The following is a 14391-nucleotide window of genomic DNA, read 5'->3' on the forward strand; positions in this document are numbered from 1 at the left end:
GTATCGCACGCGTGCGAAAATATTGATGGCAACAGCACTTGAGATGGAACGGGTGGGGTTTGAAAATATGACAGTCGACGGCATCGTCGAGACTGTCGATATGGCGCGCGGAACCTTCTACTTATACTTTGAAAATCGTGCCGAAGCTGCAAAAGCCGTCATACGAAGATACGAAGCCCTTCGCCGTAGAATACGTCCAAAAAACAGCACAGCGCCAACAATTTACCAAAAAATTCTGGAGTATAATCTTTATTATATTGGGGTTTACGTCAGAAATGCGGGACTGCTTGCCGGCCGTGAAATGCTGATGCGAGAAGCCCCTGAACTTAATTTGCGGCGCGATCAGATGGATGACAGATGGGCCCGTGTTGTCATGAGAGATCTCCACGCTAGGAATTGCATCACCACAGAGGACTTAAAAAGCCCGGCGACAAGGCTGATGGTGCGCGCAACAATTTCTATGGTGGATGAGTTGCTTCGTGAAACTTTTGTCTACAAATCCCCGAGTATGGCTGAATTTACCACTGATGAGGAATTGGTTGCTGAAGCTATTTCTCTTGCATGGTATCGAATATTATATGGGAAAACACCTGACCTCAAGTTACTTGATAAAACCAGGTCCTTTGCAAAGAACACATCAATGGCCGAATAGCATCCTTTGAAAGGAATACGTGTCAACACTTTCTGCCGGCGACCAATTGTGAATTACTTTTTGTGCTAGGGAATAACAAAATGACAACATTACCAACAAATCATGACTGGCTTAACCTCACAGTTGAAGAAACACTGGAACCCGATCTGCCAATTTGCGACCCGCATCATCATTTGTGGGAATTCCGCCCTCTGAGGGCATCGCACAAATACCTCCTCGACGAAATACTGTCAGACATTTATAGCGGCCATAATATCGTCTCAACCGTCTTCATCGAATGCGGCGCCATGTACCGGTCGACAGGTCCGGAAGAAATGATGCCGGTTGGCGAAACAGAATTCGTCAACGGCATTGCCGCGATGAGCGCGTCTGGTCTCTATGGCGACGCACGTGTTGCCGCCGGGATCGTGGGCTTGGCTGACCTGATGCTCGGAGATGCTGTCGCCCCTGTGCTGGATGCACATATCGCGGCGGGTGGCGGACGTTTTCGCGGCATTCGTCATCGCGCTCCGTGGGATGCAAGCGATGATGTACCTAATGCCCAACCAACGACAATTGAGAATGTGTACCTGAATTCGAAATTTCGCGAAGGCTTCGCCAATCTTGCACCGCGAAATCTAAGCTTTGAGGGTTGGTGTTACCATCCGCAAATCCCGCAGCTGACGGATCTTGCCCATGCCTTTCCGGAGACAACAATAATCCTCAATCATTTCGGAGGCCCATTGGGCATTGGACCTTACAAAGGTAAACGGGATGAGTATTTTCCTGCTTGGAAAAAAGCCATAGCTGACTTGGCCGAATGCCCAAATGTCGTTGCAAAACTAGGAGGCACTGGCAATGGAAATTAACGGCTTTGACTGGCATTTGAATGAGCGCCCGCCCTCAAGCCTTGAGCTGATGGAAGCAACCCGACGGTTTTATGAACATACGATCGAACAGTTTGGTACTGATCGCTGCATGTTCGAATCCAATTTCCCGGTCGACAAAGTAACCTGCAGTTACAATGTGCTGTGGAACTCCTTCAAACGTCTGACGGCCAACTATAGCGATGCGGAGAAAGCCGACCTTTATTACAACACCGCAGCCCGTGTGTATCGGTTAGATAACCCTAAAAATTCTTGAACGGACTTCGTCATGGTACGGTGTACAAGGGGTTAAACTCCATGTTGAACCGCGAAGGGGTCATGTGTTGCATCTTCGGTCCAACCGTATCCTGCATATTTCGCAACATGTTTCGCGGCCGCTCAAAGAAAAATATATTGTAAATGAAGTTGCATACCAATGGGTGTTTGGAGATGACGAACGGATACGCCGCTGCTTATTACGCTTGCTTCACGTATCACCGAGCGATTACCGCCAACGCATTGCACAACTGGCCAGATAAATGCCTCTGGCGACTTTCTCAGAACACAAGGGCGAAGCTGTCAGACGAAGAACACCTTGTCTTTGACTGGTGAAAAATACCCATCTAACTTTTGGGCAGATTCTCCTGAAAATATCTGATTGCCTGATCGCGCAGTTTCGTCTTTTGAATCTTCAAACCATTTGCGCTTTCGGTTGTTGGAAAAGCATCAACTACGATCACTCTGAGTGGAACCTTGTAGTGCGCCAACGATGATTTTGCATTGCAGATAACGTCTTCTTCGTTTGGCGGGCGCGCCGCATCGGAGCCGATAACAAAAGCAACAGGCCGCGTTTTTCCCTCAAACTCTATGCCGACAACCTGGCATTTTTCGACGGAGTCATTTTGCTCGATCACTTCCTCAATTTCTTTCGGATCTGTGAGAAATCCGGAAAGACGAAGGAAGTCCCCGTTTCGCGCCATATAGACATAGGTACCGTCGTCACGGACATAGCCCACATCGTTACTATGGAAAAATCCTTCTTCGTCGATGGCCTTAGATGTCGCCTCTTTATTGCGGAAGTAACCAATAAAGTTTGTCGGTGCCCGAAATTCCATGACACCGACTTCATTGGTCGCGCACAGGGTACCAGTTTCCGTATTGCGTACCCGAATTTCTGTCAACTCGCTGGCGAATTTCCCGCCCCCTTGCAGCCGCTGATCAATCGGCAAGGACAGAGGTTGTGTTGATAAAATGGCGTGAAGTTCGCTAGCTCCATAAAGCCCCACTAAAGGAACCCCTGAGGTGGCCATCTGACGCAGTTTATCTTCCATGCCTGGCGTGAAGGAGGCAAAGCCGCAAATTCGCGCGTGAGCTAAAGCCTCTTTATCCTTTTGCCATATCTGCAGATACATCTCGTCACTTCCAAACAGATGCGTTATTGCATTCGCTTTTGCCGTCCGGATAAGCAGGTCAATATTGAACTGGGTATTTAGGTAGACCGGTGCACCGCTCGCAATTGCGGCCAGTGTAGGGCTCAAGCCAAAGACACCACAAAAAGGCATAACGGCGAGAAACCGTGCGCCTTCCTTATCAAAGCCCATTGCTTTTGCACAATTATTCGCATGGAGCGCGACGGCGCGCTGTATATGAACAACAAGCTTCGGTGCATTGGTCGTACCAGAGGTTGTAAACAGCAGGATTGGACTATCTGGCCGTCCAACAGAGTCTGGCGCCGGCAAGGACGCATCCATTGTAAAGCTATCAATCTCGATTTTATTCAAAGAACGAAGCTGTTCGCTGTCCTGATCTATGCAAGCGAACGTTTCCAGTTCTGGCAGCTCTGAAAAATCCAGCTCAGAAATCAGGCCATGGAAATCCGTGTAACTGTTCTGCCCCTCAAATATCAGTATCTTTGCACCGCTGGATTTGAGAATATGCTGAAGCTCCGCCGTGCGATAACGGGTATTCACCGCCCCAACGATGGCGCCAATCCGGGCGCAAGCAAACAGCAACGCCATCCATTCAATTTTATTCGGGAGCCAGATGGCAACCCTGTCACCTTCGATAATACCGCGCGAGGCAAGCCAGGCGGCACTAGCGGACACCATTTTCTCAAATGCGGAGGGAGAAATTGCCGTTCCATCCTCCAAAACGAAAATGGGGCGGATATCCCCCGCCTTCTCCGACGCAATTCGATCCTTGAGTGCGCTATCGAAAGTGAGCTCTGTGAACGCCATTAGTAAAGTTCCATAAGCCGTTCGTTGTCCTGAAGCTCATCGGGGAGTCCCTCCCAGATCATCGCGCCTGATTTCATGACAACCGCCCGATCGGAAATTTTAAGCGCTTCCCGGACATTCTGTTCTACCAAAAGGATAGAGAGTTTCTCCCGTTGTTGCAGAGCGCGGATCGGCGCAAGAAGATCCTGAAATAGCTTTGGTGCCAATCCGATCGACGGCTCATCCATGAGCAGAATACGTGGCCGGTTAAGGAGTGCCCGGCCAATCGATACCATCTGCTGTTGACCGCCGGACAGGGTTCCGGCAGGACGGTTCATGAATTCCTTGATCGCGGGCAGGATTTCAAGCACCCACTCAACCCGGTCTGACTGTTCCTTTTTGGGAACTCCCGCCGCATGCATGCCAAGAGAAAAGATATCACGCACCGTAAGGCTGGGGAAAACCCCGCGCCCTTCCGGCACCATGGCAACGCCACGATCAGCAATTTCGCGGGCAGTTTCTTTCGTCGTTTCCTTGCCATCAATTGTGATGGCGCCCGACTCTGAACCTAGAAGACCAAACATGCATTTCAGCAGTGTCGACTTCCCTGCCCCGTTATGACCGATCAGACACAAGACCTCATCCTCCCGGAGTTCAACCGAAATGTCATTGATGGCGGGATGCCCGCCATACCCGGCGGTGATATTTTGTGTAGCCAGAACGACAGATTTACTCATGTGCGCTCTCCAAAGTAAATTGCTCTCAGTTCGGGGTCATTCAGAACGCTTTGCGGCTCTCCATCCGCCAGCAGTTTTCCCCGGTCAAGAAACGCAATCCGGTCAGAAATACCAATAACAATATCGAGGTTATGCTCGATAATACAAACGGTCACACCCTGTTTCACTTCTTCGCGCAAAATCTCCAGAAATTTCTCGTAAGAATTTGGATCAAGGCCCGACGCCGGTTCATCCAACAGCCAAAGCCGCGCATCAGTTGCCATTACCCGCGCCATGGATAGAAATTTTCGCTCCGCATAGGCTAGATCTTTTGCCCGTATCTTACGCTTTGTAAAAAGACCCGCACGGTTCAGGGCATATTCCACTTTTTCACGGCGGGCTGTACGCTGGCTCTTAGTCAGGGGAACAGGCACGGAATTATCTTCGACCGATGTCAGGATATTATCTTCAACAGACATTTCATTGAACAGACGTAAATCCTGAAATGTTCTCAATATACCGGCGCGGGCCGCCTGATAGGGTTTAATCTTGTTGATCGGATTACCGAGCCATTTAATGGATCCGCTATCCTTTAACAATTCACCGGTGATCAGGTTGAAAAGCGTCGTCTTGCCGGCCCCATTTGGCCCGACAAGGGTGGTAATAATACCCGCACGTAAATCCATAGAGACATCGTCGACGGCCTTTACGCCCCCGAAAGCCTTGTCAACATTACGAATTTCCATAAGGATTTCTTGCGTGTCCGCAGTTGATGCAACCATTACTCTTTTCCTGTTTCAGATTGCTTCTTGCGCCCAACAATTCCGCCTGGCCGATATATCATGAGCAACGCCATTCCAAGGCCATATATGATTTGCTGGATTGATCCGATCTCTGTTTGCGGAAGGAAATCCAGGTAACTGATCAAGCTCGGCAGCAAGAGCAACAACGCGGCCCCGACAATTGGTCCGGCCTGCGTTCCTGTTCCGCCAATGATCACCATAGCCATAATCAAAACGGAGGTATCAAGCTTGAAGCTTTCCACATTGATGAAGCTGAGATAGCTCGCATATAGAACTCCCGCCACTGCCGTCAGTGCGGATGAAATAACAACGGAAATGGTTTTAATGAGCGGGACGTTTTTGCCAAATGCCGCCGCCGCACTTTCGCTATCACGAATGGCCCGAAGGCTACGTCCAAAGCTTGAATGAACAAGGCGGTTTATGATGAAAAGGATAATGATCAGCGCACCTACCGTCACAAAGATAAACTGGCTGGGCTTGAACACCTCAAAACCCGCTACATCCAGAGGCGGAATTCCGATCAACCCGCCAATGCCTCCGGTCACACTTTTCCATTCCGAAAAAATAGTGACGGCCAGAACCTGCAATCCCAGCGAAGCCGCCACGAAATACTCGCCGCGCACACGCAGGGCCGGCAAGGCAAGTATCAGGGAAAGGATGGCACCCGCCGCCATAGCCACGGGCAGGGTGACAAAGATTGACGCATTTACATGCATCGCCATAAAGGTGCCCGCATAGGCCCCAACGCCGAAAAACACAGCATGCGCAAGAGAGTAAATTCCGGCATACCCCATAATGAAATTAAGGGTGACGCCAAGGATTGAATAGATTGAGATAAGAATGACGAGATTCAGGAGATAAGCTTCCACAGTATTCCCCTCCTCAATGCGCCGAAGAACGACCCAAAAGGCCGGACGGACGAACAATAATAAAGAGGAACAAAATTGCGAAGGTTACTGCCTCGGTCCATTGCAGAATCCACATAAAGAAGTGCAAGGCTTTCTGCTAGACCAAGGGCAAGTCCGGCAAGCAATGTCCCTGCGACACTCCCGATACCGCCAACAATTGTTGCAGCGAGGGAGATCAGCATGACATGATGTCCCATCGCCGGATTCAAGCCCGACGTTGCGCCAGAAATAATTGCGGCCGGTACGACGAGAATTGAGCCAATCGTAAAGGCACAGGCAGATATAAAGCGCGGATTCAAGCCAAATACCCGAACGAGTTCCGGATTATCCGACAAGGCCCGCAGCGCCTTTCCCATCTGGCTGTACTTGAGAAAACACCAGAGAATACCAAAGAAAATAGCTGCGCAAATCATCGATATCCACGCCAAGGGTGAGACATAGAGCCCATCCATTAACTCGACGGAAAAGGAAAGTGGTGTCTGTACGGTGACATAACCACGACCAAACACCATCCCAATGACATTCTGGACAACAATACCGATGCCAAAGGAGGCAACAAATACAGTGAAGAAGGAGCCTTCATCGCGCTGGATAGGAACATAGACGAACCTGTTCAGAAGCAACCCGAAGATTATGGCCCCTGCCGTCGCGGCGATAATCCCCAAGATCAGGCCATACCCGGATACATTCACAAAGTAGAAGAGATACGCGGCAATAATGAAAGTTGCCCCATGCGCAAAGTGAAATATCCGGGTGGAACCGAAAATCAGGGAAAATCCGACGGCTGTAAGTGCATAGAGAGCACCGGTCTGAAGACCGGTGATAGTCAGCTGTAACGCAAGCATTTGCTACCTATTTCTACTTATTTGCCGAAATCGATTGTATCGATAACTTCAGGCTTGCCGTTCTTGACGACTTTCACCTGAATGGGGAACAACAATGTGCCGTTGCTCTGGAAGGAAACTGTTCCACCGACCAGATCAAAGCTGCCCATTTCTTGACGTTTCGCCAGCAAATTAGCTCCGGTTACTTCTTTACCCTCAGCTTCCAGTGCCTGCGCCAAGATCGCATACAACAGCGTCGCGTTGTAATAGTTGACGTTATAGGCTGTCGGATCGCGATCATATTTCGCTTTGTAGTCTGTGACAAACCGCTTGGTGACTGGATCGTCGGACTTGTAGTTCACGCCCTGGCCCGTCGTGATAATGCCTTCGGTTTCCGGCAGAGCAAGTGCGTCCGGCACAAGATAACCTGAATATGTGACAAGTTGCTGATCCACGCCATTGTCCCGCAGTTGCTTGACGATCTGGATTTGCTGGGCACCGTAGCTGGCGATATAGACTGCATCCGGCTTGGCCGCACGAACCTTCGCGGCGATCCCAGAAAATTGCTGCGCTGTCGTGGGAACAGACATTGTTTCCACCAACTCACCGCCCGAGATCTTTCAACGTGGCTTCCAGCTCTTCAAGGATAGAATTACCGAAGGGGTCATCGATGTAGATAAGCACGACACGCTTAATGCCTTTTTCTTTAATAAGATAAGGCATTACCGCACGAACTTCTAGATTAACGAGAGGAATAACATTCCAGAAATATTCCCCGAGAGCGGCTAGATCGGGACCAACGCCCCCACCATTTACGGCAACAACTTCATTCCGCGTTCCCAGTGTGGAAATCGCTTTTGATACGCCAGTGAAAGCGGAGAGAACATAAGGAACATTCGTGACATTCACGAGCTTTGTCATTCCGACAACTGCCGGCTGCGGGAGGCCATGGCTGTCCTCATACGCAATCGACATCGGACCGCTCAGCATTTTGTCCGCATTGATATGGTCAACCGCGAGATCAGAGCCGGACATGAAGACGTCGCCATATGTCGCGTTAGGACCGCTTAGCGGAAAGAGAGCGCCGATTGTATGATCTTCAGCTGACGCCGATCCGGGAATAAGGAAACCGAGACACGATATGACAGAAAATACAGCAAATAGATTTTTCATCTTTTTCATTGAGGGAACCTGTTCGTTTGTTTTTGATTTTTGTTCCGCCTAAAATGATTTCTTTTGCCCGTCATGTCAACTTGAGAGTGGCCGTCGAAACCCTACTATTGAATTTGCCTCAAGAAATGGCACGCCGACGCATTTGTTGTTTGAGCATGAGCCCGCACATCCGCCTGCAATTGGAGGCGCATAAATCCCAGCGATTTCCTTAAGCCAACATTGTGACACCTCGCAGACAGCAGACCATTATCTATTGAGATGTCATCCAGAGGTGCTTTACCTCGTTCGTCTGATGATGGCGTGCCACCATCGAGACTAGCAAGCCTCGGTTCAAGGCACGAGCAGTCAATAAACATCTAGAACAGATATTTCATAAACTGGGCGTCGACAAAAAAACTTCTGCGGCAGTGATGGCGATCAGCATTTGTAGAAAAATAGTTGGAACTTGAATAGAGCTTACATTTCAGGCAGCGCCATACATAATCACGCTGTTACAACTGTGTAAGACCGTGCTTTTCCAATAGTTCCACCAATAATTTTCCTGCGTTTTCGCGATGAATTCGGTGCAGCCTGCGCGCTTTATCCGGCTGCTTCTTCAAAATTGCTTCCACGACATTGGCGTGATCTTCATTCGACTTTAAAGGTGGGGGCCTGAAACTCAGGGTGAGCATGCGGACTCTGTGGGACTGATCGATAAATCGATCGACAAGCTCTATCAATCGTTTATTGCCGCTCATGGCGACCAATTGGCGATGAAAGGATTCATCGGCGCTGGCCCAGCCTTGCAGGTCCTGTTCCTTCAACGCCTTGCCCATTTTCTCGACACTGTCCAACAGCTTTTGGATTTCCGCATCATCATGGTCCAACGCCGCCGCTTGCCATGCGGCAGTAGATTCCAGCCCCGTCAGCAAAGCATAAATTTCCCGCATGTCAGACACAGAAATCGGTTTCACTTTCATGCCATGACGCGGACGAACCTCCACCAACCCTTCTGCTTCGAGCTTCATCATGGCTTCGCGCGCAGGTGTCCTGCTTATATCAAGCAACTCTGCGATTTCACCTTCCATCAGTTGGTGTCCTGGCGGGAGTTCATTTTCAAGAATCTGGCGTTTAAGTTCCGCATAGGCTTGTTCAGCAATAGAAATCTTGGGTGTTTTGCTTGTAACTTTCATTTCTTTCACGACCACAATCGTTACGACTCCCAACTATTTTTTGTCCCACTAAGTCTGGCAATAGTAACCCGATAGTTGCTAATCACAGAACAATTTTGACAGCTTTTTCATTTGAAACATACGATGCTTCTGCAATTTCCACATTTGCGAGGTATTCTTTTGCGGTGTTCATCAGTTCTTTTCCATATAGAAGATGATCGACCACATGCCGCTGCAACGAATACACACAATCACCCCCGAAGTCTCGGTCAATCCATTCGTAGGATATCTCTTTGACCGAATTCTGGCCATGATCCCGCCAGTTCAACCCGCCATTTCCATCAAGGGTAAGCGTTCCTTTTTCTCCCTCTATTCGCATTTCTCCCATGGTCAGCCGACGGTTATCTGCACAATGATCACTTAAACGATTACCATCAAACACGCCTTTGGCCCCGCTTATAAAATCGAAAAGGAGAATTCCCGCATCTTCCCCTTTAATGACCGGATTCACCCGGCGTAGATCGGCGTAAACGGCCCCGATTTCGCCAAATAGATATCGAAACACATCAACCAGATGAACAGCTGTTTCGTGCACCAAAAAGCGTTCCATTTTCTGAAAATACGGCTGCCGGTCGAGATAGGCCGACGGGCCCTGGCCATCGCCCGGTCGCAATGCGAAAGAAATCTCATAAAGTTGTCCGAACCATCCCTCCTCAAGTATCTCCTTGATTTTTCGATACCAAGGCTGAAAACGGAAATTCTCATGCACAATTACCTTACCCCCTTCTCTTCAATGAAGGAGACGAGCTTTCGGGCTTCGGAGGCAGAAGACGTAAACGGCTTTTGGCATATGGCAGGAATGCCAAGTTCCACGGCCGTCGTCACATAATCCACATGGGTGATCGGCGGCGTTATGATATCAACCAGATCCGGTTTCTCAACTTCCAACATTTGGCGAAAGTCTGTGTAGACATTGTTTATGCCATATTGATCCGCCAACTCCTTTGCCGTAGACAATGTGCGATTACAGACCCCAACGAGTTGCACTTCAGGAATTCGATCCCAGGCAGCATATTGAAATCGACTGAAGTAGCCCGTTCCAACGGCCGCGACTTTAATCTTATCCATGGCGTTTCGGTCCTTCAAAATTCCAGTGAACCGGTGCATTTCCTTTGACGGGCGACTTAAACGTATAGACACAATCATCGAGTAGGCATCCCAAGTACCCTGTCGATAAATCCGCCCCGCCAAAGGCTAGACTTGATATGTTTTTAAGTTTTTCGCTTTGCGCATTGTCGAGATGTGGCCGCCCCATCTGCCCGGACATAAATGCCTCCTCCACCCAGTTGAGATGCTCGGGGCGACAATCTTCCAGAATGATCTCACCCTTGCCATCAGGGGCGATGCGGATAACGCGATTACTCACGATAGACGTAATCCAAATCCCGCCCTTTTCATCGAATGTCATGCCATCGGGATAGGTGCCATGGCCGAATTCCTGGATAACCGTCTTATTGAAAAGATCGCCATTCTCGGAAATATCGAAACTGACCAATTGACGGGAAAATGTTTCATTCACAAATAATCTGGTTCCATCCGGATGGACAAGGCACTCATTCGTATAGCCAAGGTTATCCGCGACAATGCGCGCCTGACCCTTTTCTATCAAAATGACAAAGCCATCCCTGACCGACTGATTATACCCCAATGACCGCGGGATATGGCGTGTACTGATGGTCGCCCATATTCTGCCTTTTTTGTCCAGGTGCACGTAGTTGCTGGGAGGCAGGGGAACCCCATCCACCTCCGTACAAAGGGCCGTCGTCCGACCGTCCTCGGCAATGCGATAGAGCCCTCCGTCCCTATCGCCAAGATGCGCAATCAGGAAGGCCCCGTCTGGCATCAGGCAAATTCCGTTGGGACGAAGTTCGAGTTCAGGTTCGTTGGAAAGCAAGCACCAAGTTGAACCATCTCTTTCCGTGACGGCCACTCCGCCGCGCCAATCCGCCGTATAAATCCGGCCGTTTGACGTCGTCAATACGCATTCCGGGCGATTCAACCCTCTGCCGACACGTCCGATTTTGTCTAAGCTAATCATGCGTTACTTCTTATCTGAAAAAATGAACCAATGTCATTGAAATTGCAGGAAAATAGGTCACCAGAAGCAGCGCTGTCAGCGCGGCCAAATAAAGCGGTGCCATCGCACGTGCGATTGTCAGAACCCCCACATTTGCAATACGTGACGCAACATACAAAGTGGCGCCAACTGGCGGTGTAAATAGACCAACGGCAACATTACAGGTCATGATAACCCCGAGATGAACGGGATCAACTCCGAATGTCATTGCTGTGGGAATAAAGAGTGGTGCCGTCAAAAGGATCGCCGGGACAGGGTCCAGAACGAGTCCGAGGATGAGCATCACCAAATTCACCAGCAGTAAGAAGGTAATCTGATCCGATGAGACACTCTGGACAAACTCAACAAGAATCTGGGGAAGCTGTTCCAAGGTTATCAGCCATCCCAACACGCTGGTCGCGCCGATCACCACCATCACAATCGCACTGGTCACGAAGGAATCGATAAACAGCGCGGGAAGCTGGCTCAGCTTGAAATCCCGATAAATGACCACGGTGACGAAGAAGCCGTACATGACGGCAACCGCAGCGGCCTCTGTCGGCGTGACAATACCGCCGAAAATACCCCCAAGGATAAGAATTGGCATAAAGAGCGCGGGCGCGGATGCCACGAAGGCGCCCCATAACTCCTTGGGGGACGATGTCGCGCCGCCAGGGTCGCATTTAGTCTTTTTACCGATGTAAAAACAGACGGCCATAAAGAGGAGGCCAAAAATCAGGCCGGGTACGACGCCCGCCAGAAACAGATCAGCGACGGATACATTGCCAACAAATCCATATATCAACATAGGGATTGAAGGAGGAATAATAATGCCAATTGTTCCAGCGGCGGCCACCAAACCACCGGCAAATCCCTTCGAATAGCCCTGCTTTGCCATGTTCGGGATCATGACCGATCCGATTGCCGCAGAGTCGGCGATTGCCGAGCCGGATATACCGCCAAACAACATGGAGGCCCCAACAACCACACAGCCTAGCCCGCCCGGCAAAAATCCGAACGCGGCTTTTGCGAAATTGATGATACGCTGCCCCACACCACCCCGTCCCATCAGCTCGCCAGCAACAATAAACAGAGGTATTGCAATAAAATGATTGGGTTCTACGCCTCCGATCAGGTTCAGGTAAACGGCTTGCAGGGGATACCCCAGATCAAACACGAATATGGGAAGAATAGCCGTAATCAGTATCGCCCAGACGAGAGGGACACCGATCATAATAGTGAAGAGAAATACGGCACAGATAAACAGCAAAATCATTCGAAATCCTCCCATGCCGGGTCATTGGATTTCCTGAAGGGATCGCGGGACGAGGTAAAACTATCCCGAATGTCAAAAACCATATTCGCCAGATGAAAGATGAATGTCAGGGCCATGCCGACTGGAAGTGAGGCGTATAGGAGCCCGACAGGCCAATACAGGACGGTTGTTTTCTGCGCCCATGTGTGTAGGGCAATCTGGAAGCCTTGATACATCAACGAAATTAATACGACGGCAATCGTAACATTGATGATAAACTCAAGAACCGGCTTCAGCCTATCTGGCACGAGGTAGGAAACGACTTCGGTTACTCTCATATGGGCGCCTCTGGCTTCCGCCGCCGCACAGCCCAAAAACGTCAGCCAAAGCAATAAAAACGCCGTAACCTCTAGTGACCATGCTAGATCGAAACCAGCCGCTCCCCGCAAGGCCGCATTTGCGAAGATCAACATCAGAACACACGCACCACCGCAGACCAGAAACAAGTCGATCAAGCGGCTCAACATTTTTATGAAAGCGGGATAGCGATTGCGGTAGTCCATCGACTAACACTCCCTCTTTGTTCACGATGAAAAGAGACAGGCCCGCAATTTGACGCGGACCTGTTTGATTTCATTGGTTATTATTTAGCGGGGAGCTTCTTGCGAATATCTGCTGCGTCCGCCAATACTTTTGCAACTTCTTCGCCATAGATACCTTTTGCTTTATCATACACAGAGGCGACGGCTTCTCTGAAGGGTCCAATTTCAGGCGAGCTGATTTTTGCACCGGCGGCCTTCATTTCGTCAAGCTGGCTATTGACGGAATCCCGGACCAGATTGCGGCTAAAGTTGGCGGCCTCATCGGCGGCTTTTTTCACGGCGGCCTTGTCAGCATCCGAGAACGACTGCCACGTTTTTTCAGAAACGGTCAGAGGTAGTGGGCTATAAACGTGACGTGTCAAAGTGATATACGGGGCCACTTCATAAAACCGCAAAGACTTAATCGTATCAACCGGGTTTTCCTGGCCGTCCACAACACCTTGCTGAATAGAGAGATAAACATCGGTAATCGGCATTACGACGGTTTGAAAACCAATTGCTTCCATGGTCCAGCGGATCATATCATTTGGATAAACCCGCATTTTGCGTCCTTCTGCATCCGCGGGCGAATTCAGCTCCATTCTTGTGGTAAAACTTCTAAAGCCTGCCTCCCATGTAGACAAAACGCGAAAGCCCTTGGCAGGCAGCTTGGAGAATTCATTCCTCAGCCAGTCCGAATTATCGTAAAATTCCCACCCCTGCTCGTATGTGTCGACAAGAAACGGCATGGCTGTGAGGTTCAAACTTGGTAGATGCGTTGCGTAACTTCCCGTGGCTGACACAGTGAAATCGACACCGCCAAGCTGGAGCTGTTCAATGGCCTTTGGATCATTTGCTAACTGACCGGCCGGGTAAATCCGGATTTTATACCGGCCTTCAGTGTATTCTTCCACTTTCTTCGCAAACACCTCAGCCGCAGCCTGACGAGATCCGCCAGGATTATCTGTATGGCTGAAACGCAGGTTTTTTTCAGCAAAAGCGTCGGTGGAGAAAACCATGGCGCCGGATATAACCGTTGCTGCAATAAACGCCCCTGATGTGAATTTAATGACCTTTTCTAGCATAATATACCTCCCAAATTACGGCGATTTTTTACCGTCGTTTATCAAAACGGGCGGATCTGTAACTCC

The 14391-nt window shown here is 49.8% G+C and carries 15 protein-coding genes and 2 pseudogenes; 3 read left to right on the plus strand and 14 right to left on the minus strand.

The genetic code is table 11. The features are described from left to right. Window positions 1–25: 25 nt before the first annotated feature. A complete protein-coding gene (locus AC0L73_RS02305) occupies window positions 26–652 on the plus strand; it encodes a TetR/AcrR family transcriptional regulator (protein ID WP_227952386.1) in 627 nt (208 codons plus the stop codon). A gap of 80 nt (window positions 653–732) precedes the next feature. Then, a pseudogene (locus AC0L73_RS02310) lies at window positions 733–1774 on the plus strand (amidohydrolase family protein). 346 nt (window positions 1775–2120) lie between these two features. Here the strand turns inward: AC0L73_RS02310 and AC0L73_RS02315 are convergent. From AC0L73_RS02315 to AC0L73_RS02345, 7 genes are read right to left on the minus strand one after another with little or no spacing between them, the layout of a single operon-like run. Then, window positions 2121–3734 carry an AMP-binding protein gene (locus AC0L73_RS02315; RefSeq protein ID WP_473654759.1) on the minus strand — a complete coding sequence of 538 codons (1614 nt, stop codon included), beginning with the start codon at window positions 3732–3734 and terminating at the stop codon, window positions 2121–2123. After that, the gene (locus AC0L73_RS02320) at window positions 3734–4450 is read right to left on the minus strand and encodes an ABC transporter ATP-binding protein (protein WP_227952389.1); all 717 of its coding nucleotides are present in this window, start codon (window positions 4448–4450) and stop codon (window positions 3734–3736) included. The genes AC0L73_RS02315 and AC0L73_RS02320 overlap by 1 nt, the downstream gene beginning before the upstream one ends. Next, window positions 4447–5211 carry an ABC transporter ATP-binding protein gene (locus AC0L73_RS02325; protein WP_227952390.1) on the minus strand — a complete coding sequence of 255 codons (765 nt, stop codon included), beginning with the start codon at window positions 5209–5211 and terminating at the stop codon, window positions 4447–4449. Before AC0L73_RS02325 ends, AC0L73_RS02320 begins: the two co-directional genes overlap by 4 nt. Further along, window positions 5211–6101 (minus strand): branched-chain amino acid ABC transporter permease, encoded by an 891-nt coding sequence (locus AC0L73_RS02330; RefSeq protein ID WP_227952391.1) that lies wholly within the window; start codon window positions 6099–6101, stop codon window positions 5211–5213. The genes AC0L73_RS02325 and AC0L73_RS02330 overlap by 1 nt, the downstream gene beginning before the upstream one ends. Next, window positions 6083–6985, minus strand: a complete 903-nt coding sequence (locus AC0L73_RS02335) for a branched-chain amino acid ABC transporter permease (RefSeq protein WP_473654760.1) — start codon at window positions 6983–6985, stop codon at window positions 6083–6085. Before AC0L73_RS02335 ends, AC0L73_RS02330 begins: the two co-directional genes overlap by 19 nt. A gap of 17 nt (window positions 6986–7002) precedes the next feature. After that, window positions 7003–7554: an ABC transporter substrate-binding protein gene (locus AC0L73_RS02340; RefSeq protein ID WP_473654761.1), complete on the minus strand. Its 552-nt coding sequence runs from the start codon at window positions 7552–7554 to the stop codon at window positions 7003–7005. Window positions 7555–7567: 13 nt separating this feature from the next. After that, window positions 7568–8146, minus strand: coding sequence for an ABC transporter substrate-binding protein (locus AC0L73_RS02345; RefSeq protein ID WP_473654762.1), 579 nt, complete (start codon window positions 8144–8146; stop codon window positions 7568–7570). A 329-nt stretch (window positions 8147–8475) separates the two neighbouring features. Between AC0L73_RS02345 and AC0L73_RS02350 the strand changes: the two are divergent. Further along, window positions 8476–8586, plus strand: a pseudogene (locus AC0L73_RS02350) (DNA-binding response regulator); the annotation flags it as partial. A gap of 42 nt (window positions 8587–8628) precedes the next feature. Here the strand turns inward: AC0L73_RS02350 and AC0L73_RS02355 are convergent. The 7 genes from AC0L73_RS02355 to AC0L73_RS02385 form a co-directional block, all read right to left on the minus strand. Beyond that, window positions 8629–9324, minus strand: coding sequence for a GntR family transcriptional regulator (locus AC0L73_RS02355; protein ID WP_227952394.1), 696 nt, complete (start codon window positions 9322–9324; stop codon window positions 8629–8631). A gap of 67 nt (window positions 9325–9391) precedes the next feature. Beyond that, the gene (locus AC0L73_RS02360; protein ID WP_473654763.1) at window positions 9392–10057 is read right to left on the minus strand and encodes a Gfo/Idh/MocA family protein; all 666 of its coding nucleotides are present in this window, start codon (window positions 10055–10057) and stop codon (window positions 9392–9394) included. Window positions 10058–10059: 2 nt separating this feature from the next. Beyond that, window positions 10060–10416: a Gfo/Idh/MocA family protein gene (locus tag AC0L73_RS02365; protein ID WP_473654764.1), complete on the minus strand. Its 357-nt coding sequence runs from the start codon at window positions 10414–10416 to the stop codon at window positions 10060–10062. After that, complete coding sequence (locus tag AC0L73_RS02370; RefSeq protein WP_227952396.1) at window positions 10409–11326, minus strand: SMP-30/gluconolactonase/LRE family protein; 918 nt, start codon at window positions 11324–11326, stop codon at window positions 10409–10411. Before AC0L73_RS02370 ends, AC0L73_RS02365 begins: the two co-directional genes overlap by 8 nt. Window positions 11327–11396: 70 nt before the next feature. Then, window positions 11397–12680: a TRAP transporter large permease gene (locus AC0L73_RS02375; RefSeq protein ID WP_227952397.1), complete on the minus strand. Its 1284-nt coding sequence runs from the start codon at window positions 12678–12680 to the stop codon at window positions 11397–11399. Further along, window positions 12677–13222, minus strand: a complete 546-nt coding sequence (locus AC0L73_RS02380) for a TRAP transporter small permease (RefSeq protein WP_227952398.1) — start codon at window positions 13220–13222, stop codon at window positions 12677–12679. The genes AC0L73_RS02375 and AC0L73_RS02380 overlap by 4 nt, the downstream gene beginning before the upstream one ends. An 80-nt stretch (window positions 13223–13302) precedes the next feature. After that, entirely contained in the window at window positions 13303–14325 is a 1023-nt protein-coding gene (locus AC0L73_RS02385; RefSeq protein WP_227952399.1) for a TRAP transporter substrate-binding protein, read from the minus strand. Window positions 14326–14391: the final 66 nt, after the last annotated feature.

This window comes from Sneathiella sp. D3-11 (assembly GCF_055809395.1).

Bases quoted from the DNA above. Each gene is read 5' to 3' on its own strand.
- AC0L73_RS02325 (WP_227952390.1), bottom strand. From the start codon at position 5,211: ATGGTTGCATCAACTGCGGACACGCAAGAAATCCTTATGGAAATTCGT.
- AC0L73_RS02315 (WP_473654759.1), bottom strand. From the start codon at position 3,734: ATGGCGTTCACAGAGCTCACTTTCGATAGCGCACTCAAGGATCGAATT.
- AC0L73_RS02375 (WP_227952397.1), bottom strand. From the start codon at position 12,680: ATGATTTTGCTGTTTATCTGTGCCGTATTTCTCTTCACTATTATGATC.
- AC0L73_RS02365 (WP_473654764.1), bottom strand. From the start codon at position 10,416: ATGGATAAGATTAAAGTCGCGGCCGTTGGAACGGGCTACTTCAGTCGA.
- AC0L73_RS02320 (WP_227952389.1), bottom strand. From the start codon at position 4,450: ATGAGTAAATCTGTCGTTCTGGCTACACAAAATATCACCGCCGGGTAT.
- AC0L73_RS02380 (WP_227952398.1), bottom strand. From the start codon at position 13,222: ATGGACTACCGCAATCGCTATCCCGCTTTCATAAAAATGTTGAGCCGC.
- AC0L73_RS02305 (WP_227952386.1), top strand. From the start codon at position 26: ATGGCAACAGCACTTGAGATGGAACGGGTGGGGTTTGAAAATATGACA.
- AC0L73_RS02340 (WP_473654761.1), bottom strand. From the start codon at position 7,554: ATGTCTGTTCCCACGACAGCGCAGCAATTTTCTGGGATCGCCGCGAAG.
- AC0L73_RS02385 (WP_227952399.1), bottom strand. From the start codon at position 14,325: ATGCTAGAAAAGGTCATTAAATTCACATCAGGGGCGTTTATTGCAGCA.
- AC0L73_RS02335 (WP_473654760.1), bottom strand. From the start codon at position 6,985: ATGCTTGCGTTACAGCTGACTATCACCGGTCTTCAGACCGGTGCTCTC.
- AC0L73_RS02345 (WP_473654762.1), bottom strand. From the start codon at position 8,146: ATGAAAAAGATGAAAAATCTATTTGCTGTATTTTCTGTCATATCGTGT.